Genomic DNA, 21,253 nt, shown 5'->3' with positions numbered 1-21,253 from the left:
ATCAACCTTTATTGAACCGCAAATTGCTGACGCACTTTACGCATTAGCAGGAATAGCCACGGCCAGAGCACACCGTTTACTACACTACTCCAGAACACTTCCGGACGGAAAGAGACGTTGATCACTAAAAACTCTGCCCAGAAAACAATGATATCAACGGCAAGAGACAACAGCATGACCACCAGCGCCTGTTGCCAGAGCGCCAGATTACGGAACAGCTGATATTTTAAAGCGACCAGATAGGCAACAATACTTAACGACAGCGCGCGTACGCCGAGGGTCGAACCGCTGATGAGGTCGAGAACCGCCCCCATAACAAAGCCGGTACCGACGTTAACCCGATGCGGCAGCGCGAGGATCCAGTACAGCAGAATCAATAACACCCAGTTTGGCCGGAAGACGGTGATGTCCTGCGGCCAGGGCATAATCTGCAGCAATAGCGCGATAAGAAACGAGAGCCAGATAACCCAGCGTCCCTGGCTACGATAACTTGCCACTATTGCCCCCCTGCTGGCAGAGGTTGCGCGGACGGCGGCGGCGTCAGGCCCGTCGCCGGCGCCGGCATCTGCGGCCCCATAGCATCAGGCGCAGGCAGCACCTGCGGCATCATTTGCATCAGGCGCTCATTGGCAACGCGGTGAACCTCTTCCGGGGTCATCGGGTTGGCGCCGTTGCGATCGGCGCCCCACAGCAGCAGCAGATAGCGCAAACGCTGCAGACCGGCGGTCGGACGGGCCTGGATTACCGTATAAGCACGTTGAGTATCCAGACGTACCGAGGAGACCACCCCAACCGGATACCCTTCCGGGAAGCGTCCGCCGAGCCCGGAGGTCACCAGCACATCGCCGACGCGAATATCGGTATTCGCCGGCAGGTGTTCAAGCTGTAAATCATCAGTGCAGCCGTTGCCGGCGGCAATCACGCGGATATCGTTACGCAGCACCTGGATCGGCAAGGCATGGGTCGCATCGCAAATAAGCAGCACGCGGCTGGTCATTTTCGCAACCGCCACCACCTGGCCGACAACGCCCTTGTCGCTAATAACCGGCTGGCCTTCATATACGCCATTGACGCTGCCTTTGTCGATAACGACCTGATCGCTGTAAGGGTCGTTAACCGTCGAGATAACCTGAGTCACCATCTTCTGCTCGTCCTGACGCAGCGGCGAGCCTAACAGCTCACGTAAACGGGCATTTTCTTGTTTGTATTGACCAAGCATCAGCAGATCGCTGTTTTTCAGCAGCAGTTCCTGACGCAGCGCGCGGTTTTCCAGTTCGAGCTGATCGCGGGTCGCCAGCGATTGCGATACGCTGTCGAGCAGTTCCCGGGGACCATTTGAGATAAAGTAGAAAGGACTGACGGCTGTATCCATGTACGTTCGGATTTGGCTGAACGTACCCAGGCGGCTGTCGGCGATAATGACGCCAAGCGCCACCAAAACCGCCAGAATAAGGCGAATCTGTAGCGACGGGCCACGGCTAAAAATTGGCTTCATAGGCTATGCGTATTCTCGTGTCAGTAAAGACCAGAGGCAGCCCTTAAGCTGCCCCAGACCTTCAGGCTGACTACTCTTCGCTGAACAAGTCGCCGCCGTGCATATCGATCATTTCCAGCGCCTTACCGCCGCCACGAGCGACGCAGGTCAGTGGATCTTCTGCAACTACGACAGGGATCCCTGTCTCTTCCATTAACAGACGGTCAAGGTTACGCAGCAGCGCGCCGCCGCCGGTCAGGACCATACCGCGCTCGGAGATATCGGATGCCAGCTCCGGCGGGCACTGTTCCAGCGCGACCATAACGGCGCTGACGATGCCGGTCAGCGGCTCCTGCAGCGCTTCGAGGATTTCGTTGGAATTCAGGGTGAAGCCGCGTGGAACGCCTTCAGCCAGGTTACGGCCGCGCACTTCGATTTCGCGTACTTCATCACCCGGGTAAGCGGAACCGATTTCGTGTTTGATACGCTCAGCGGTCGCTTCGCCGATCAGGGAACCGTAGTTACGACGCACGTAATTGATCACGGCTTCATCGAAACGGTCGCCGCCGATACGTACGGAAGAAGAGTAGACCACGCCGTTCAGGGAGATAACCGCGACTTCGGTAGTACCGCCGCCGATATCAACAACCATAGAACCGGTCGCTTCAGAAACCGGCAAGCCTGCGCCGATCGCGGCCGCCATCGGCTCTTCGATCAGGAAGACTTCGCGGGCGCCAGCGCCCTGCGCGGATTCGCGGATAGCACGACGCTCAACCTGAGTCGCGCCAACCGGCACGCACACCAGCACACGCGGGCTCGGGCGCATAAAGCTGTTGCTATGCACCTGTTTAATAAAGTGTTGCAGCATCTTTTCAGTCACGAAGAAGTCGGCGATAACGCCGTCTTTCATCGGGCGAATCGCCGCGATATTGCCCGGCGTACGGCCCAGCATCTGCTTCGCTTCATGACCTACAGCGGCAACGCTTTTCGGCGAACCGGCACGATCCTGACGAATGGCCACAACGGAAGGCTCATTCAATACGATGCCTTGTCCTTTTACATAAATAAGGGTATTCGCGGTACCCAGGTCAATGGACAGGTCATTGGAAAACATGCCACGAAATTTTTTTAACATACTAAGGGATAATCCTGAAAGCTGGGGCGGAAAACAAAATCCGCTTACTTTACCAACCACACGCAGCAGCGACAAGGCGCAAAAATCATCTGCTACGGTGAAAATTAGTGCAGTTCATTTCCTTTGTTACAAACATTTACGAAGTCCCTTCGGCGCTGAATAAATCAGCTGCGCTCCGTGCTCTGTTTGTACCTGTCAAAGGTCAGTCTTGCGTAAGTTGCGACATTCCGGCGGGTAGACAAGCACACCCCCTTTACTATGGCGCGCGTTATTCTACGTGAAATCACGCCAAACGGCAGATCAAACAGAGTATCTTTGCGAATATTTTTTCACATTTGTGTCAAGTGGCTGTGAGGCGGCAAAAAATTCCCCCTGACCGCCGGTCACGCCGCATTGCGACAGCACCTGCCACTCGCTGCGACTGCGGACTCCCGTCGCAAAAACCTGTACCGGCATCCCTTTACAGGCCTCCACCAGACTTTGAACCAGTAACTGGTTCTCGCTGCGTTTTTCAATATTGCGCGATAGCCCTTGATGCAGCTTGATCACTTCCACGTCCAGCTGCTTGATCCAACTGGTGCCAACCAGCGTCAACCCGGCCTGAACCACAGCGACGCGAATGCCCAGCGCGTTTATCAACCGCATAACCGGGTGTAAACGGCCGATATATTGACAAACATCCGCCTCTGCAAGTTCAAAAATAATCCGCCGACGTTGCGATTTTTCGCACTGCATCATGGTATCGCGCAGCCAGCGCTGGAAACGCGGGCGAATCAGCGACTCCACGGTCACCTGTAGCGCCAGCGTTTGATCCGGCCAATAACTTAATAACGGCAGCAAACGCGTAATCTGTAGGCGATCGTACTCCTCCGCTAAACCGAACTGCTGCACCATCGGCATATACTCGGCGGCAATCACCTCTTCTTTACCGTCATAGATGCGGCACATGAGCTCGCGGTGATGTACCCGCCCATCGCGCATGACCGCCGGTTTCTGATACAAGCGCGGGCCGCCGCGGCTGAGCATCTGCTCGATAAGCGTTCGCCAGCGCACGTTGCCACGCCCCTTCTCCGGCAGCGAATCATCGTAAACCGCCCAGCTATTACTCCCCTGCAGCACGGCGTTGCGGGTGGCGGCTTCAGCATGTTCCATCACCTGAGAGGTGGACTGGCCGCTGCGGAACGCACAGATGCCGATATGCATCGTGTCGTCTTTATCCAGCACCCGCGTTGACGGCAGCGCATCCATCGCCTTCAGCAACTGCCCGGCAATACTATCAGCCTCTTTTAAAGTGCGATGCGGCAATAAGACGGCGAAGTCGCTACGGTGATAGCGCGCCAGTAGCGAGCCGGGATAGCGCATAATAAAAGTAGACAGCAAATTAATTAGCGTGAAGTAATGTTCTTCCGCCGCCGCCCGTCCCCAGTTATCGCGCAGCAGATCAAACTCCGGCAGGCGAATCATCATCACAATACCGTGCGCCCCCACCTTTTCCTGATCGTCCAGCAGCGTCGCCAGTTGATTATCAAAGAACAGGCGGTTGTTAAGGCCGGTTTTGGAATCCTGGGCGGCGTAGGAGCGAATCAGGGTATCCATGCGGCTGCGCTGATCGCTGGCGAACTGCAGCTCAGAGAGCAGCATATCCAGCGCGCTGCTGGTACTGGCCGGCCATTCATGAACCGAACCGCGCACCTGCGGCCCGCGCTCGCCGCTGAGAATGCGCCGCGCGCGCAGCTCCAGTAGCTCCTGTCCCGCCAGCTGACGGCGGATCCAGCGAATCGAAAAGAAGATAATCAACACCATGAAGCCGATGGCGAAGGAGAGCGGCGCGGTGACGTGAAGCGAACGGAAGTAATTGACCATCGGGTCCATGTAGACCAGACGAATCGAAATTCCGGGATGTTTGAGCGAGGGTACCGTCATTTCACGATACTGGTTGTTACTGCCCAGCGGACGGTAACTGTCGCCGCGGGTATGGCTGTAAAGCGATTTGCCGTTGAGCAGAAAATCAATATGTTCGACTTCTACCGGCGTGAGCAGCTCGTCCATTTGCGGTTCGAGCTTCTCAAAAGAGGTGGTCACCAGGCGGCTATCCAACATCGTCGCCACCGCCTGCACGCGATTCTCAACTTTAATCTGAATGCCGTTGTAAAAGCTCAGCGACGCGCCGATAAGCGTGACAAAAATCGTCAGGCTGGTGAGCAGCGTAACAAATGCTGAGAATTTCGTCGTTAATCGCATCCCTGTGTTAACTCCGCGTGTGAATAACTACCCGATGGGCATTCGGGCCCCTTTTAAGACTTTTACTTAAGTAAGTACTAACTTTCTGAAGCGACGCATACTACCAAAGCTGGCGTATCTGGCAATTTATTGCGTTACATCCACGTAATAATGCCGTTAGCGAGTATAGTCTGCAGAATAATTTTTCCAATCTTCAAACCGCGAGGAACCACATATGCAGGCTTTAATCTTAGAACAGCAGGATGGCAAAACCCTTTCCTCGGTGCAAAACATCGATGCCAACCTGCTGCCGCCAGGCGATGTGACTGTCGATATTCACTGGTCGAGCCTCAATTATAAAGATGCCCTGGCCATTACCGGCAAAGGAAAAATTATCCGCAACTTTCCGATGATTCCTGGTATCGATTTTGCCGGTACCGTCCATGCCAGCGAAGATCCGCGTTTTCACGTTGGCCAACAGGTGTTACTCACCGGTTGGGGCGTGGGAGAAAACCATTGGGGCGGCCTGGCCGAGCGCGCCCGTGTCAAAGGCGAATGGCTGGTGGCCATGCCTGAAGGTCTCGACGGACGCAAAGCGATGGCCATCGGTACCGCAGGTTTTACCGCTATGCTATGCGTGATGGCGCTGGAAGACGCCGGGGTGCGACCGCAGGATGGCGAGATCGTCGTAACAGGCGCCAGCGGCGGCGTCGGCAGCACGGCAGTCGCTCTGCTGCATCATCTGGGTTATCAGGTGGCGGCGGTGTCCGGGCGCGAAAGCACCCATGACTATCTGAAAAGCCTCGGCGCGCAGCGTATTTTAGGCCGCGACGAGTTCGCTGAGAGCCGTCCGCTGGAAAAACAAATCTGGGCGGGTGCTATCGATACCGTCGGCGATAAAGTGCTGGCTAAAGTACTGGCGCAGATGAATTACGGCGGCTGCGTCGCGGCCTGCGGCCTGGCGGGCGGTTTCGCGCTGCCGACCACCGTGATGCCATTTATCCTGCGCAATGTACGCCTGCAGGGCGTCGATTCGGTAATGACTCCGCCTGCGCGCCGCGCAGAAGCATGGCGCCGGCTGGTGCGCGATCTGCCTGAGTCTTTTTACGCGCAAAGCGCGACCGAAATCAGTCTGGCGGATGCCCCGGCCTTTGCCGACAAAATCATGAACAACCAGATCCAGGGACGTACGCTGGTCAAAATCGGCTAATCTGCAATTTTTCGTGACATATTCGCGATCGCGCTGCGCCTCCGTCATGCTTAGGAAAAAGTATGACGGAGGACGCCATGAAAACCAGAAAACTGACGGAAGCCGACGTAACGGCGGAATCGGTATTTAACCTGCAGCGCCGCCAGGTGCTGAAAATGCTCGGTATCGGCGCGACGGCGATGTCGCTCTCAACGAAGGCCCACGCCGACCTGCTCGATTGGTTTAAAGGCCATGACCGCCCGCCAGCGCCCGCCGGAAAGGCGCTGACCTTCGATAAACCCGCAGCATGGCAAAATAAGCTCGCCCTCACCCCGGAAGATAAAGTCGCCGGCTACAATAACTTTTATGAATTCGGCCTTGATAAAGCCGATCCGGCCGCTAACGCAGGCAGCCTGCGCACTGACCCCTGGACGCTTACCATCGGCGGCGAAGTCGCCAAACCCCTGACGCTCGATCACGACGACCTGACCCATCGTTTCCCGCTGGAAGAGCGTATTTATCGTATGCGCTGCGTAGAGGCCTGGTCGATGGTCGTGCCGTGGGTCGGCTTCCCGCTGCATAAACTGCTCGCGCTGGTGGAGCCCACCAGCAACGCCCGCTACGTCGCTTTCAAAACGCTGTATGCGCCGGAACAAATGCCGGGACAAAAAGATCGCTTCATCGGCGGCGGCCTGGCCTATCCCTATGTCGAAGGGTTGCGCCTTGATGAAGCAATGCACCCGCTCACGTTGATGAGCGTTGGCGTCTATGGGAAAGCGCTGCCGCCGCAAAACGGCGCGCCCATCCGACTGACCGTGCCGTGGAAGTATGGATTTAAAGGGATTAAATCTATCGTAAGCATCGAATTAACCCGCGAGCGGCCGCCGACCACCTGGAATCTGGCGGCGCCGGATGAATACGGTTTCTATGCCAATGTGAACCCGCACGTCGATCATCCGCGCTGGTCGCAGGCCAGCGAGCGGTTTATCGGCGCCGGTGGCGTACTCGATGTAAAACGCCAGCCGACGTTGCTGTTTAATGGCTATGCCGAGGAAGTCGCGTCGCTGTATCGAGGGCTTAACTTACGGGAGAATTTCTAGTGCACCTGAGCGTTAAACAGATAGGCTGGCTGAAAGTCGTGCTGCATTTAGCCGGTTTTTTACCGCTGGTCTGGCTGTTCTGGGCCGGACATCAGGGCTATTTCAGCGCCGATCCGGCAAAGGATATCCAGCATTTTACCGGACGGATGGCGCTGAAGTTTTTGCTTGCCACCTTGCTTATTACGCCGCTGGCGCGTTACGCTAAACAGCCATTATTGATACGCACCCGCCGGTTATTAGGGTTATGGTGCTTTGCCTGGGCCACGTTGCACCTCACCAGTTATACGTTGCTGGAGCTAGGCATTAACAATCTGGCGCTGCTCGGTTCCGAGATAATCAACCGTCCGTATCTCACGCTTGGTTTAATCAGTTGGCTGGTTTTACTGGCGCTGGCGGCGACGTCAACCCAGTACATGCAACGAAAATTAGGCCGACGTTGGCAAACATTGCACAACTTCGTCTATCTGGTGGCGATCCTCGCCCCTATTCATTATCTGTGGTCGGTGAAGATTTTATCGCCGCAGCCGCTGATTTATACCGGACTGGCAATAGTACTTTTAGCCAGCCGCTACAAGAAGTTTCGCCAGTGGTGGCGCTAATCTCCGGATATGTGCAGTTCCCCGCAGAACGTTTATCAACCGCGACTCTTTTTACGATAGCGGTTGATAATCTTCCCTGATAAGACCAGTATTTAGCTGCCAATTGCTACGAAATCGTTATAATGTGCGACTTTGGTTTTCCTGAAGGGGTTTTCGAACCCTGAAAAGGTGACAAGCGCGTATCGAAGGTATATTTTGTTTTTTACCCGAGGTTAGCAGGAGATAGCTGCACAATGGCTGACAAGTTTCGCATTTTGCTTTTGAACGGACCAAACCTTAATATGCTCGGCAGCCGTGAACCCGAGAAGTACGGTTCGCTAACGCTGGCAGAAATTGTTAACCGTTTAACCGCAGAAGCGGAAGCGCTAAACGTGACGCTCGACCACCTGCAATCCAATGCGGAGTTCGCGCTCATCGACCGAATTCATCAGGCTAAAGACTCTGTGGACTATATCCTGATCAATCCGGCCGCGTTTACGCATACCAGCGTGGCCATCCGCGACGCGCTGCTTGCCGTGAGTATCCCGTTTATCGAGATCCACCTGAGCAACGTGCATGCGCGCGAGCCGTTCCGTCACCACTCGTATCTGTCTGATGTCGCCTCGGGCGTAATCTGCGGATTAGGTGCGGACGGCTATTCATACGCTTTACAGACGGCGGTCAAACGCCTGTCACAAACACACTAAACAAAGAGTACGGAACCCACTCATGGATATTCGTAAGATTAAAAAACTGATCGAGCTGGTTGAAGAATCAGGCATCTCCGAACTGGAAATTTCTGAAGGCGAAGAGTCTGTACGCATCAGCCGTGCAGCGCCTGCTGCTAGCTATCCGGTAATGCAGCAAGCCTATGCTGCGCCAATCGCCCAGCCTCAGGCGCCAGCCGCCGCAGCGCCGGCAGCAGCACCTGCCGCTGAAGCGAAAGCGGAAATCAGTGGTCACATCGTACGTTCCCCGATGGTCGGTACTTTCTACCGCACCCCGAGCCCGGACGCGAAAGCCTTTGTGGAAGTCGGTCAGAAAGTTAACGTGGGCGACACCCTGTGCATCGTAGAAGCGATGAAAATGATGAACCAGATCGAAGCCGACAAAGCCGGCGTGGTTAAAGCCATTCTGATCGAAAGCGGCCAACCTGTAGAATTCGACGAGCCGCTGGTTGTCATCGAGTAACGAGGCGAACATGCTGGATAAAATTGTCATCGCTAACCGTGGCGAGATCGCACTGCGCATCCTGCGTGCCTGTAAAGAACTGGGCATCAAGACCGTTGCTGTGCACTCCACCGCGGATCGCGATTTAAAACACGTATTATTAGCGGATGAGACGGTCTGCATCGGCCCGGCTCCGTCCGTAAAAAGCTATCTGAACATCCCGGCTATCATCAGTGCGGCGGAAATCACCGGCGCGGTAGCGATTCACCCGGGTTACGGTTTCCTCTCCGAGAACGCTAACTTTGCCGAGCAGGTTGAACGTTCCGGTTTCATCTTCATCGGCCCGAAAGCCGACACCATCCGCCTGATGGGCGACAAAGTGTCCGCTATCACCGCGATGAAGAAAGCTGGCGTCCCGACTGTTCCAGGTTCTGATGGCCCGCTGGGCGACGACATGGACGCTAACCGCGCGCATGCCAAACGTATCGGCTATCCGGTTATCATCAAAGCCTCCGGCGGCGGCGGCGGTCGCGGCATGCGCGTCGTGCGCAGCGACGCTGAACTGGCGCAATCCATCTCCATGACCAAAGCGGAAGCGAAAGCGGCTTTCAACAACGACATGGTCTATATGGAGAAGTACCTGGAAAATCCTCGTCACATCGAGATTCAGGTGCTGGCGGATGGCCAGGGCAACGCTATCTATCTGGCGGAACGCGACTGCTCCATGCAGCGTCGTCACCAGAAAGTCGTCGAAGAAGCGCCGGCGCCGGGCATTACCCCGGAACTGCGTCGCTACATCGGCGAACGTTGCGCGAAAGCCTGTGTGGATATCGGCTACCGCGGAGCGGGTACTTTTGAGTTCCTGTTCGAAAACGGCGAGTTCTACTTCATTGAGATGAACACCCGTATCCAGGTAGAACACCCGGTTACCGAAATGATCACCGGCGTTGACCTGATCAAAGAACAGCTGCGCATCGCGGCGGGTCAGCCGCTGTCTATCAAGCAAGAAGAAGTGCAGGTTCGCGGCCATGCGGTAGAATGCCGTATCAACGCCGAAGACCCGAACACCTTCCTGCCGAGCCCGGGTAAAATTACCCGCTTCCACGCGCCGGGCGGTTTTGGCGTGCGCTGGGAGTCTCATATCTACGCCGGTTACACCGTACCGCCGTACTATGACTCAATGATCGGCAAACTGATCTGCTACGGCGAAAGCCGTGATGTGGCGATTGCCCGCATGAAGAATGCGCTGCAGGAACTGATCATCGATGGCATCAAAACCAACGTTGAGCTGCAGATGCGCATTATGAGCGACGAGAACTTCCAGCATGGTGGCACCAATATCCACTATCTGGAGAAAAAACTCGGACTGCAGGAAAAATAATCCTGTACTCGCAGCAAAAGGCCGGATAATCCGGCCTTTTTTCTTTTTCTCTCCCCTCGACTTTTCCATGCGGTACAATCCCCGCTTTCTTCATCCTCAAGGGACAAAAAATGGACAAAAGATTTGTTCAGGCCCATAAAGAAGCGCGCTGGGCGCTGTGGCTGACCCTTCTCTATCTTGCCGCCTGGCTGGCTGCGGCCTATTTACCGGGCGTCGGTATCGGCTTTACCGGCCTGCCGCACTGGTTCGAACTGGCCTGCCTGCTGGTGCCGCTGCTGTTCATCCTGCTGTGCTGGGCGATGGTGCGCTTTATCTTCCGTGATATCTCTCTGGAGGATAACGATGCAGCTTGAGATTATCGTGGTGCTGATCGCTTATCTGTTTGTGGTCTTCGGGCTATCTCTTTACGCGATGCGTAAACGCAGTACCGGGAACTTCCTTAGCGAGTACTTCCTCGGCAGCCGATCGATGGGCGGTTTTGTATTAGCCATGACCCTCACCGCTACCTATATTAGCGCCAGCTCGTTTATCGGCGGCCCCGGCGCCGCGTACAAATATGGGCTGGGCTGGGTACTGCTGGCGATGATCCAGGTACCGACTATCTGGCTTTCTCTCGGGATCCTCGGCAAGAAGTTCGCGATCCTGGCGCGCCGCTACAACGCCATTACCCTTAACGATATGTTGCAGGCGCGCTACCAAAGCCGCGCGGTGGTATGGATTGCCAGCGTCAGTCTGCTGGTGGCCTTTGTTGGGGCCATCGCGGTGCAGTTTATCGGCGGCGCGCGCCTGCTGGAAACCGCCGCCGGGATCAAGTACGAAACCGGACTACTGATATTTGGCATCACGATTGCGCTCTACACCGCTTTTGGCGGCTTCCGCGCCAGCGTACTCAACGATACGATGCAGGGGATGGTGATGTTGATCGGAACGATCGTCCTGCTGGTTGGCGTCGTCCATGCCGCCGGCGGCCTGCATCAGGCGGTAGACACGCTCCAGCAAATCGATCCGCAGCTGGTATCGCCCCACGGCGCGGATGATATCCTCACGCCAACCTTTATGACCTCGTTTTGGGTGCTGGTCTGTTTCGGCGTCATCGGCTTGCCGCATACCGCCGTACGCTGTATCTCTTATAAAGACAGTAAGGCCGTACACCGCGGGATCGTTATTGGCACTATCGTAGTAGCGATACTGATGTTCGGTATGCATCTCGCCGGCGCTCTTGGCCGCGCCGTCCTGCCGGGCCTCACCGTGCCCGATCAGGTGATCCCGACGTTAATGGTTCAGGTGCTGCCGCCGTGGGCCGCTGGGCTGTTTTTAGCGGCGCCGATGGCCGCGATTATGTCTAACGTTAACGCCCATTTACTGCAGGCATCGGCTACGATCATTAAAGATCTATGGCTCAGCGCTCAGCCGACGAAAAAGCGTAATGAGCAGAAGCTGAAGCGGATCTCAACGATCGCCACTTTAGTGCTGGGCATACTCATGATGCTGGCCGCCTGGCGGCCGCCGGAAATGATTATCTGGCTTAATCTGCTGGCCTTTGGCGGCCTGGAAGCGGTGTTCTTATGGCCGCTGGTATTGGGCCTTTACTGGGAGCGGGCAAATGCTGCCGGCGCGCTCAGCGCGATGTTAGTCGGCGGCGTACTGTATGCCGTGCTCGCGACGTTTAATATTCAGTACCTGGGCTTCCACCCTATCGTGCCCTCGCTGCTGCTAAGTTTGTTGGCTTTTGTCGTCGGGAACCGCTTCGGTCAACCCGTACCACCAGCCCCTATTATGACTACTGATAAATAAAGAGTTTTGCCATGCCTTGGATCCAACTAAAACTGAATACGACCGGCGCTCACGCGGAAGAACTGAGCGACGCGCTGATGGAGGCCGGCGCGGTCTCGATTACCTTCCAGGACACCCACGACACGCCGGTGTTCGAGCCGCTGCCGGGTGAAACCCGTTTATGGGGAGATACCGACGTTATCGGCCTGTTCGATGCGGAAAGCGACATGAACGAAGCGGTTGCTATCCTTGAGCAGCATCCGCTGCTCGGCGCCGGCTTCGCGCATAAAATTGAACAACTGGAAGATAAAGACTGGGAACGTGAGTGGATGGATAACTTCCACCCGATGCGTTTTGGCGAACGACTGTGGATTTGCCCGAGCTGGCGCGATGTTCCTGATGAGAATGCGGTCAACGTGATGCTTGATCCTGGACTGGCATTTGGTACCGGCACTCACCCGACGACCGCGATGTGTCTGCAGTGGCTCGACGGCCTCGATCTGCAGGGCAAAACGGTTATCGATTTTGGCTGCGGTTCCGGCATCCTGGCCATCGCCGCGCTGAAGCTCGGCGCCGCCAAAGCTATCGGTATTGATATCGATCCGCAGGCCATTCAGGCCAGTCGTGATAATGCCCAGCGCAACGGCGTCTCCGAACGTCTTGAACTTTATCTGCCGCAGGATCAGCCAGAAGCCATGAAAGCCGATGTGGTGGTCGCAAACATCCTGGCGGGCCCATTGCGTGAGCTGGCCCCGTTAATCAGCGTGCTGCCGGTTACAGGCGGCCTGCTGGGCCTTTCCGGAATCCTGGCAAGCCAGGCGGAAAGCGTCTGCGAAGCCTACGCTCCGCTCTTCACCCTTGACCCGGTGGTGGAGAAAGAGGAGTGGTGCCGGATTACCGGCCGGAAAAATTAAGTGAGACTGCGGCCTACGGGCCGCATTTTTGTTTCCAGTAACCGTCGAATATTGCCAGGAAATGAGAGCCGGATCGCATTACGATGCCCTTTTTTGGCTACAAAAACAGCGTTTTATCCCGTCTCGTATCGCCTTCATCTCAGAAAAATCGAGAAGTTTTGTGATTTTATAATTGGACACAAATTATCCCGTTGTTAATAACGTAATGATTAATATGATAATTTATTCACGGCTATTACGTTACTCCTGGATTCATTGATCTGTAACAGAGGATTGGTCAAAGTTTGGCCTTTCATCTCGCGCAAAAAATGCGTAATATACGCCGCCTTGCAGTCACAGTATGGTCATTTCTTAACTCATGCGCATCGGACACCACCAGCTCAGAAATCGCCTGATCGCAGCACCTATGGCTGGCATCACTGACAGACCATTCAGGACGCTGTGTTACGAGATGGGAGCAGGTTTAACCGTCTCCGAGATGATGTCCTCCAACCCGCAGGTATGGGAGAGCGACAAGTCCCGGTTACGGATGGTGCACATTGATGAGCCCGGTATTCGTACCGTGCAAATCGCCGGTAGCGTACCGGAAGAGATGGCCGCGGCCGCCCGTATTAACGTGGAAAGCGGCGCCCAGATTATTGATATCAATATGGGGTGCCCGGCTAAAAAGGTGAATCGTAAGCTCGCTGGTTCAGCCCTCTTGCAGTATCCCGATCAGGTGAAGTCAATCCTGACCGCGGTCGTCAAGGCAGTGGACGTTCCGGTGACTCTCAAGATTCGCACCGGTTGGGAACCGGAACACCGTAACTGTGTAGAGATTGCCCAACTGGCTGAAGAATGTGGCATTCAGGCTCTGACTATTCACGGACGCACTCGCGCCTGCTTGTTTAACGGAGAAGCTGAATACGACAGTATTCGGGCAGTTAAGCAGAAAGTTTCCATTCCGATTATCGCGAATGGCGACATTACTGACCCGCTTAAAGCCAGAGCCGTGCTCGACTACACGGGGGCTGACGCTCTCATGATAGGCCGTGCGGCTCAGGGAAGACCCTGGATCTTTCGGGAAATCCAGCATTATCTGGACACTGGGGAGTTGCTGCCCCCCCTGCCGTTGGCAGAGGTTAAGCGCTTGCTTTGCGCGCACGTTCGGGAACTGCATGACTTTTACGGTCAGGCAAAAGGGTACCGAATCGCGCGTAAACACGTCTCCTGGTATCTCCAGGAGCATGCTCCAAATGACCAGTTTCGGCGCACATTCAACGCCATTGAGGATGCCAGCGAACAGCTGGAGGCGTTGGAGGCATACTTCGAAAATTTTGCGTAATAGAAATAAAGAGCTGACAGAACTATGTTCGAACAACGCGTAAATTCTGACGTACTGACCGTTTCTACCGTTAACTCTCAGGATCAGGTAACTCAAAAGCCCCTGCGTGACTCGGTTAAACAGGCACTGAAGAACTATTTTGCTCAACTGAATGGTCAGGATGTTAATGATCTGTATGAGCTGGTATTGGCTGAAGTTGAACAGCCACTGTTGGACATGGTGATGCAATACACCCGTGGTAATCAGACCCGCGCTGCCCTGATGATGGGTATCAACCGCGGTACTCTGCGTAAGAAACTGAAAAAATACGGCATGAACTGATATTAATCAGTGAATTGCTGGATTAAAAAGGCGCTCTTCGGCATGGGGAAGCGCCTTTTTTTATGGCCTGAGTTTTTATACTGAATTACTGCCCCACGGCAGCCATCGGCCACCCGCTATGGTCAGGTTGCTGCAACGATAACGCCGACATAATATTGTCTACCAGCACGGGAGCCTGCTGATAGAGATTGAATTGTTCAGGATCCATTAACCAGTTTTTAATAATTCCTGTAAAAGCCCCGTGTAATATAATCAACGTAATTTCGATATTTGTTTCCGCTGGTAATAGTCTGTTTCTGACACAGCATAGTAGTACGTCACGGACTATCGCGTAATTAAAGCCAATTCGCTTGCGGATTTCCGTTTCCGGTAACATATCGCTGGCGAACTCACATTTATGATAAAGAATCTGTAATAGTGCCTGCTGCCGGGGATTCTCAGCGATATATTGCAATCCGGTAATAAATTTTTTACGTAACCCGGTTAACGGATTTTGGTTATCCAGTTCCCACTGCTGATGAGGCAGTAACTCTCTGAGCGGCGGTTGCTGTTGCCACATCTCATTAAACAATTCAGCCTTGCTGGAAAAATGCCAGTACACCGCCCCACGCGTGACGCCAGCGGCGTCGGCGATATCAGTGAGAGTGGTATTGGTGACGCCGCGCTGTGCGAACTGCTGAATAGCGGACTCAATCAGGAGTTGACGCGTTCTTAATGCGTCCTCTTTGGTTTTTCTGGCCATAACCTTTTCCCACTCGCAACCTAACGGTGAATACAGAATTGACTGATACATCTGTCAATTTAGCATTCCAAAGAAAATATTATTTAGCAAAAATGCAGATACGAATATTTAATTTCGAGGAAATATAATACACACGGCAAATATAAATACAAAACACATTCACGAAAGCAATATTAAAGAGAAGCGAACTAAACCAACTGCCTGTTTTTTGTTTTTGCGTGCCTTGTTCATTGCTCAAAAATAACTATTTCTTACATCCACCGGTGTTTATTTGTAGGATAACGAACCGCTTTAATATTCATTATTTCTTCGCAGATTCGCCGCCCTATCCGGCCCGTAATCTATAAGGAACAGCAATGACGAGTCATGCCAGAGTTTCTCTTTTATCCAGCTTAATTATCTCCGCCTTGTTGCTTACCGGTTGTGATAATTCAGGCGATCAACAGGCACAGCCACAAGCGCCTCAGGTTAGCGTGCATGTGGTGCACAGCGAACCGCTTTCTGTGACTACCGAACTACCGGGGCGAACTTCTGCTTTTCGCGTCGCTGAAGTTCGCCCCCAGGTCAGCGGCATTATCCTGAAACGCAACTTTGTCGAGGGCAGCGATATCAAGGCCGGTGAATCGCTCTATCAAATCGACCCAGCCACCTATCAGGCGGCCTGGAATAGCGCCAAAGGCGACGAGGCGAAAGCCGAAGCCGCGGCGGCTATCGCCCATCTGACGGTGAAACGCTATGTCCCTCTGCTTGGAACACAGTATATCAGTCAGCAGGAATACGATCAGGCCGTCGCGACCGCGCGTCAGGCCGATGCCGACGTCGTGGCGGCTAAAGCCGCGGTCGAAAGCGCCCGTATCAACCTGGCGTACACCAAAGTGACTTCGCCCATCGACGGGCGGATTGGTAAATCCACCGTGACCGAAGGCGCGCTGGTGACCAACGGCCAGGCGGACGCCATGGCGACGGTGCAGCAGCTCGATCCGATCTATGTCGACGTAACCGAGTCCAGCAACGATTTTATGCGCCTGAAACAGGAAAGCCTGCAGCGCGGTGATGACAGTAAAAGCGTGCAGCTGATTATGGAAAATGGCCAACCCTATTCCCTGAAGGGATCGCTGCAATTTTCTGACGTGACCGTCGATGAAAGCACCGGGTCCATCACCCTACGCGCGGTATTCCCTAATCCGCAACACACTCTACTGCCGGGCATGTTTGTCCGCGCCCGTATCGATGAAGGCGTCAATCCGCAGGCGATTCTGGTACCGCAGCAGGGTGTTACCCGCACGCCGCGCGGCGATGCCACGGTGATGATCGTCAATGCGCAGAACCAGGTAGAAAACCGTGAAGTCACCGCCGCGCAGGCGATCGGCGATAAATGGTTAATCACCGGCGGTCTGCAAAACGGCGACAAAGTCATCGTCAGTGGATTACAGAAGGTTCGCCCGGGCATCACCGTGAAGACGACGGAAGATACCGCTGCCCCTGCCGCACAATAAGGTATGAATCGCTATGTCTAAGTTTTTTATTCATCGACCGGTGTTTGCGTGGGTGCTGGCAATCATCATGATGATTGCCGGTGGCCTTGCCATCATGCAGCTTCCTATCGCGCAATATCCCACGATCGCGCCGCCCGCGGTAGCCATCTCGGCAACCTATCCTGGCGCGGATGCGCAAACCGTGCAGGATACCGTTACCCAGGTTATCGAACAGAATATGAATGGTATCGATAATCTGATGTACATGTCCTCTACCAGTGATTCATCCGGTAGCGTGACCATCACTCTCACTTTCGAATCCGGCACCGATCCGGATATCGCGCAGGTACAGGTACAGAACAAACTGCAGCTGGCGACGCCGCTACTGCCGCAGGAAGTACAACAGCAAGGTATTAGCGTTGAGAAATCCAGCAGCAGCTTCCTGCTGGTTGCCGGTTTTATCTCTGATAACCCAAACACTACCCAGGATGATATTTCCGACTACGTTGCCTCTAACATCAAGGACCCTATTAGCCGCCTTAACGGCGTGGGCGATGTGCAATTGTTCGGCGCGCAATATGCCATGCGTATCTGGCTTGACGGCAACTTGCTGAATAAATATAACCTCACGCCGGTCGATGTTATCAACCAACTGAAGGTGCAAAACGATCAGATTGCCGCCGGGCAGCTTGGCGGTACGCCGTCGGTTAAAGGTCAACAGCTCAACGCCTCGATCATTGCCCAGACTCGCCTGAAAGATCCGGAGGAGTTCGGTAAAGTCACCCTGCGGGTTAACGCCGATGGTTCCGTGGTTCGCCTAAAGGATGTCGCGCGTATTGAACTGGGCGGCGAGAACTATAACGTTGTCGCCCGTATTAACGGCAAACCCGCCTCTGGCTTGGGGATTAAACTGGCGACCGGCGCCAATGCGTTAGATACCGCTACGGCGATTAAAGCGAAACTTGCCGAGCTGCAGCCTTTCTTCCCGCAAGGGATGAAAGTTGTTTATCCCTACGACACCACGCCGTTCGTTAAAATCTCCATTCACGAAGTGGTTAAAACGCTGTTTGAAGCCATTATCCTCGTCTTCCTCGTGATGTATCTATTCCTGCAGAACATCCGTGCAACGCTTATCCCGACGATTGCCGTGCCGGTGGTTTTGTTGGGCACCTTTGCGGTACTGGCGATGTTCGGCTACTCCATCAACACGCTAACCATGTTCGGCATGGTGCTGGCGATAGGGCTACTGGTCGACGATGCCATCGTGGTGGTGGAGAACGTCGAGCGCGTGATGGTCGAGGAGAAGCTTTCCCCCGTTGAAGCCACCGAGAAATCAATGGAGCAGATCCAGGGGGCGCTGGTTGGTATCGCCATGGTGCTCTCGGCGGTATTCGTCCCGATGGCCTTCTTTGGCGGCTCGACCGGGGCGATTTATCGTCAGTTCTCCATCACTATCGTTTCCGCGATGGCGCTGTCTGTACTGGTCGCGCTGGTACTGACCCCGGCGCTGTGCGCAACCATGTTAAAACCAGCATCCGCAGACCATCATGGCAAAAAGGGGTTCTTCGGCTGGTTTAACGCCAGGTTTGACCAAAGCGTTAACCACTACACCAACAGCGTAAGCGGGATCCTGCGCGGCACCGGGCGCTATCTGGTTATCTATCTGCTGATTGTTATCGGCATGGCCGTACTGTTTGTCCGCCTGCCGACATCATTCTTACCTGATGAAGACCAGGGCGTGTTCCTGACCATGATCCAACTGCCCGCAGGCGCCACCCAGGAGCGTACGCAGAAGGTGCTTGATTCCGTCACTGACTACTATCTGCAGAAAGAGAAAGCTAACGTTGAAAGCGTGTTCACCGTTAACGGCTTTAGCTTCAGCGGACAGGGCCAAAACTCCGGTATGGCCTTCGTTAGCCTGAAACCGTGGGAAGCGCGCAGCGGTACGGAAAACGGTGTCGAAGCCATTATCAAACGCGCCACTGCCGCCTTTGGCCAGATTAAAGATGCGATGGTCTTCCCGTTCAACATGCCGGCCATCATCGAATTAGGTACCGCGACTGGTTTCGACTTCGAACTGATTGACCAGGGCGGTTTAGGACACACACAGTTGACCCAGGCCCGAAACCAGCTTCTGGGGATGGTAAAACAACATCCGGCTCAACTGGTACGTGTTCGCCCTAATGGCCTTGAGGATACGCCGCAGTTTAAGCTCGACGTCGATCAAGAGAAAGCGCAGGCGCTGGGCGTTTCACTATCCGACATTAACGAAACGATCTCGGCAGCGCTTGGCGGCTACTATGTGAATGACTTTATCGACCGCGGCCGCGTGAAAAAGGTCTACGTTCAAGCCGATGCCAGCTTCCGTATGCTGCCGGGTGATATCAATAATATGTATGTCCGCAGTTCTAACGGTGAAATGGTACCGTTCTCTGCATTCGTCACCTCACGTTGGGTATATGGTTCTCCGCGCCTTGAGCGTTACAACGGCCTGCCTTCGATGGAGATCCTCGGCGAAGCTGCTCCGGGCAAGAGTACCGGGGAAGCGATGGCGCTGATGGAGCAACTGGCCAGTAAACTACCTACGGGTATTGGCTATGACTGGACCGGCATGTCCTATCAGGAGCGTCTCTCAGGCAACCAGGCGCCAGCACTATATGCAATTTCGCTGATAGTCGTCTTCCTCTGCCTGGCTGCACTCTATGAAAGCTGGTCTATTCCATTCTCAGTTATGCTGGTTGTGCCATTAGGGGTTATCGGCGCATTATTAGCAGCTTCGCTTAGAGGATTGAATAATGACGTTTATTTCCAGGTCGGCCTGTTAACCACTATTGGTTTATCTGCGAAGAACGCTATTCTTATTGTCGAGTTCGCTAAAGATCTTATGGATAAAGAAGGCAAAGGCATTATTGAGGCGACCCTGGAAGCATCTCGTATGCGTCTGCGCCCTATATTAATGACTTCATTAGCCTTTATTCTCGGGGTCATGCCATTAGTGATTAGCCATGGAGCTGGTAGCGGCGCGCAAAACGCTGTAGGTACCGGTGTGATGGGCGGTATGCTTACCGCAACGCTGCTGGCCATCTTCTTCGTGCCGGTGTTCTTTGTGGTCGTAAGGCGTCGCTTTACCCGCCACGCAGAATAATCGACTATAATTATCAAGGCGCCACGCGGCGCCTTTTTTTATATCTATCAGAACAACAAGTTAGTAGAAATATTAATTTTTTATCTTCGACTAACGCCTTGAAATATCCCCCTCTGCATATTTTCTTCATTATTTCTCATTTCTCTTCACGATATTTACACTGCTCATAATTTGAGATTATTTCCCCTTCCAGGCCTGGGTCATTGCGATGGTAAAATAAGCTATTCCGTTATGTGTTGACATCGTTGACAGCAAACGGTTATTTAGAGGTAATACCATGAAAAAATTAATATTAGTGACATTGTTAGCAACGTTGCTTGCTGGCTGTGCCCATGATTCCCCGTGCGTGCCTGTCTATGACTCGCAGGGCCGACTGGTGCATACCAACACCTGTGTAAAAGGCACAACACAGGATAACTGGGAAACAGCTGGCGCGATCGCCGGTGGTGCCGCAGCGGTTGCCGGTCTCACGTTAGGTATCGTGGCGCTTACTCGTTAACGATTCCTCGCCATAATGCTCAGCCGGGAGGTATCCCTGTCGGCTTCCCCTGAAAGGCAAAAGGCCCAGTCACACGACTGGGCCTTTCATTTATATTGATATGGTCGCTTTCCCCGGGGGCGGCGCGATGCGCCTTTCCCGGGCTACGATTTTTGTAGCCCCGGTAAGCGTAGCGCCACCGGGGATCTGGCGGCGCGTCTGGCCGCAAAAGACAAAAACGAAAGGCCCGGTCACACGACTGGGCCTTTCATTTATATTGATATGGTCGCTTTCCCCGGGGGCGGCGCGAGGCGCCTTTCTCGGGCTACGATTTTTGTAGCCCCGGTAAGCGCAGCGCCACCGGGGAGATAGACGCCACACAGCAAAAAACCCTGCACCTTCCGGTACGGGGTTCTTCTTGTTTGATGCCTGGCAGTTTATGGCGGGCGTCCTGCCCGCCCCCCCTCCGGGCCGTTGCTGCGCAACGTTCAAATCCGCTCCCGGCGGATTTGTCCCTACTCCGGAGAGCGCTCATCGACTAACAACAGATAAAACAAAAGGCCCAGTCTTTCGACTGAGCCTTTTGTTTTATTTGATGCCTGGCAATTCCCTACTCTCACATGGGGAGACCCCACACTACCATCGGCGCTACGGCGTTTCACTTCTGAGTTCGGCATGGGGTCAGGTGGGACCACCGCGCTCTCGTCGCCAGGCAAATTCTTTACAAGTGCCGAACTTTAACCTAAAAAGTGGTGCTGATACCCAGAGTCGAACTGGGGACCTCACCCTTACCAAGGGTGCGCTCTACCAACTGAGCCATATCAGCACGCTAAA

Annotated in this window: 19 protein-coding genes, 1 tRNA gene and 1 rRNA gene; 14 read left to right on the top strand and 7 right to left on the bottom strand. The window is 54.3% G+C overall.

Annotated elements, in window-relative coordinates; genetic code table 11:
* Positions 1-8: 8 nt before the first annotated feature.
* The 4 genes from mreD to csrD form a co-directional block, all read right to left on the bottom strand.
* Positions 9-497, bottom strand: coding sequence for a rod shape-determining protein MreD (mreD, locus tag ACSEMK_RS14180; RefSeq protein WP_087859170.1), 489 nt, complete (start codon positions 495-497; stop codon positions 9-11).
* Positions 497-1,495, bottom strand: a complete 999-nt coding sequence (gene mreC / locus ACSEMK_RS14175) for a rod shape-determining protein MreC (protein ID WP_015369462.1) — start codon at positions 1,493-1,495, stop codon at positions 497-499. Before mreC ends, mreD begins: the two co-directional genes overlap by 1 nt.
* 70 nt (positions 1,496-1,565) lie before the next feature.
* A complete protein-coding gene (mreB, locus tag ACSEMK_RS14170; RefSeq protein WP_002918653.1) occupies positions 1,566-2,609 on the bottom strand; it encodes a rod shape-determining protein MreB in 1,044 nt (347 codons plus the stop codon).
* Between the two features lie 300 nt (positions 2,610-2,909).
* Positions 2,910-4,850 (bottom strand): RNase E specificity factor CsrD, encoded by a 1,941-nt coding sequence (gene csrD, locus ACSEMK_RS14165; RefSeq protein ID WP_015369461.1) that lies wholly within the window; start codon positions 4,848-4,850, stop codon positions 2,910-2,912.
* A 214-nt stretch (positions 4,851-5,064) separates the two neighbouring features.
* Between csrD and acuI the strand changes: the two genes are divergently transcribed.
* The 11 genes from acuI to fis all read left to right on the top strand — a co-directional run bounded on the left by acuI (position 5,065) and on the right by fis (position 14,579).
* Positions 5,065-6,039 (top strand): acrylyl-CoA reductase (NADPH), encoded by a 975-nt coding sequence (gene acuI, locus ACSEMK_RS14160; protein WP_430915019.1) that lies wholly within the window; start codon positions 5,065-5,067, stop codon positions 6,037-6,039.
* A 77-nt stretch (positions 6,040-6,116) separates the two neighbouring features.
* The gene (gene msrP / locus ACSEMK_RS14155) at positions 6,117-7,118 is read left to right on the top strand and encodes a protein-methionine-sulfoxide reductase catalytic subunit MsrP (protein ID WP_213795024.1); all 1,002 of its coding nucleotides are present in this window, start codon (positions 6,117-6,119) and stop codon (positions 7,116-7,118) included.
* Positions 7,118-7,717 (top strand): protein-methionine-sulfoxide reductase heme-binding subunit MsrQ, encoded by a 600-nt coding sequence (gene msrQ / locus ACSEMK_RS14150; protein ID WP_430915018.1) that lies wholly within the window; start codon positions 7,118-7,120, stop codon positions 7,715-7,717. The genes msrP and msrQ overlap by 1 nt, the downstream gene beginning before the upstream one ends.
* Positions 7,718-7,950: 233 nt before the next feature.
* On the top strand, positions 7,951-8,403 hold the full coding sequence (aroQ, locus tag ACSEMK_RS14145; RefSeq protein WP_015369457.1) for a type II 3-dehydroquinate dehydratase: 453 nt from the start codon (positions 7,951-7,953) through the stop codon (positions 8,401-8,403).
* A gap of 22 nt (positions 8,404-8,425) precedes the next feature.
* The gene (gene accB / locus ACSEMK_RS14140) at positions 8,426-8,887 is read left to right on the top strand and encodes an acetyl-CoA carboxylase biotin carboxyl carrier protein (RefSeq protein WP_015369456.1); all 462 of its coding nucleotides are present in this window, start codon (positions 8,426-8,428) and stop codon (positions 8,885-8,887) included.
* A 10-nt stretch (positions 8,888-8,897) separates the two neighbouring features.
* Complete coding sequence (gene accC / locus ACSEMK_RS14135; protein ID WP_015369455.1) at positions 8,898-10,247, top strand: acetyl-CoA carboxylase biotin carboxylase subunit; 1,350 nt, start codon at positions 8,898-8,900, stop codon at positions 10,245-10,247.
* Between the two features lie 110 nt (positions 10,248-10,357).
* Positions 10,358-10,600, top strand: a complete 243-nt coding sequence (locus ACSEMK_RS14130) for a DUF997 family protein (protein WP_087859166.1) — start codon at positions 10,358-10,360, stop codon at positions 10,598-10,600.
* Complete coding sequence (panF, locus tag ACSEMK_RS14125) at positions 10,590-12,041, top strand: sodium/pantothenate symporter (protein WP_087859165.1); 1,452 nt, start codon at positions 10,590-10,592, stop codon at positions 12,039-12,041. The genes ACSEMK_RS14130 and panF overlap by 11 nt, the downstream gene beginning before the upstream one ends.
* Positions 12,042-12,052: 11 nt before the next feature.
* Positions 12,053-12,934 (top strand): 50S ribosomal protein L11 methyltransferase, encoded by an 882-nt coding sequence (gene prmA, locus ACSEMK_RS14120; protein WP_087859164.1) that lies wholly within the window; start codon positions 12,053-12,055, stop codon positions 12,932-12,934.
* A 358-nt stretch (positions 12,935-13,292) separates the two neighbouring features.
* Positions 13,293-14,258 (top strand): tRNA dihydrouridine synthase DusB, encoded by a 966-nt coding sequence (gene dusB / locus ACSEMK_RS14115; RefSeq protein WP_015369451.1) that lies wholly within the window; start codon positions 13,293-13,295, stop codon positions 14,256-14,258.
* Positions 14,259-14,282: 24 nt separating this feature from the next.
* Positions 14,283-14,579: a DNA-binding transcriptional regulator Fis gene (fis, locus tag ACSEMK_RS14110; RefSeq protein WP_000462905.1), complete on the top strand. Its 297-nt coding sequence runs from the start codon at positions 14,283-14,285 to the stop codon at positions 14,577-14,579.
* A gap of 85 nt (positions 14,580-14,664) precedes the next feature.
* Here fis and envR read toward each other — a convergent pair whose 3' ends face one another.
* A complete protein-coding gene (gene envR, locus ACSEMK_RS14105; protein ID WP_087859148.1) occupies positions 14,665-15,321 on the bottom strand; it encodes an acrEF/envCD operon transcriptional regulator in 657 nt (218 codons plus the stop codon).
* 356 nt (positions 15,322-15,677) lie between these two features.
* On the opposite strand from envR, the gene ACSEMK_RS14100 reads away from it, so the two are divergent.
* From ACSEMK_RS14100 to ACSEMK_RS14090, 3 genes are all read left to right on the top strand, one after another.
* Complete coding sequence (locus ACSEMK_RS14100; RefSeq protein WP_113375052.1) at positions 15,678-16,817, top strand: efflux RND transporter periplasmic adaptor subunit; 1,140 nt, start codon at positions 15,678-15,680, stop codon at positions 16,815-16,817.
* 13 nt (positions 16,818-16,830) lie between these two features.
* Complete coding sequence (locus ACSEMK_RS14095; RefSeq protein WP_087859146.1) at positions 16,831-19,941, top strand: efflux RND transporter permease subunit; 3,111 nt, start codon at positions 16,831-16,833, stop codon at positions 19,939-19,941.
* A 277-nt stretch (positions 19,942-20,218) separates the two neighbouring features.
* The gene (locus ACSEMK_RS14090; RefSeq protein ID WP_015369447.1) at positions 20,219-20,440 is read left to right on the top strand and encodes a hypothetical protein; all 222 of its coding nucleotides are present in this window, start codon (positions 20,219-20,221) and stop codon (positions 20,438-20,440) included.
* Positions 20,441-21,016: 576 nt separating this feature from the next.
* Here the strand turns inward: ACSEMK_RS14090 and rrf are convergent.
* Together rrf and ACSEMK_RS14080 are read right to left on the bottom strand one after the other, a co-directional pair.
* A 5S ribosomal RNA gene (rrf, locus tag ACSEMK_RS14085) occupies positions 21,017-21,132 on the bottom strand.
* Between the two features lie 37 nt (positions 21,133-21,169).
* Positions 21,170-21,245 (bottom strand) — tRNA-Thr (locus tag ACSEMK_RS14080).
* Between the last annotated feature and the right edge of the window lie 8 nt (positions 21,246-21,253).

Source organism: Klebsiella sp. K-3, from assembly GCF_051207495.1.
GTDB classification, from domain to species: domain Bacteria; phylum Pseudomonadota; class Gammaproteobacteria; order Enterobacterales; family Enterobacteriaceae; genus Klebsiella; species Klebsiella aerogenes.
This window is presented reverse-complemented; position numbering and strand designations above follow the sequence as displayed.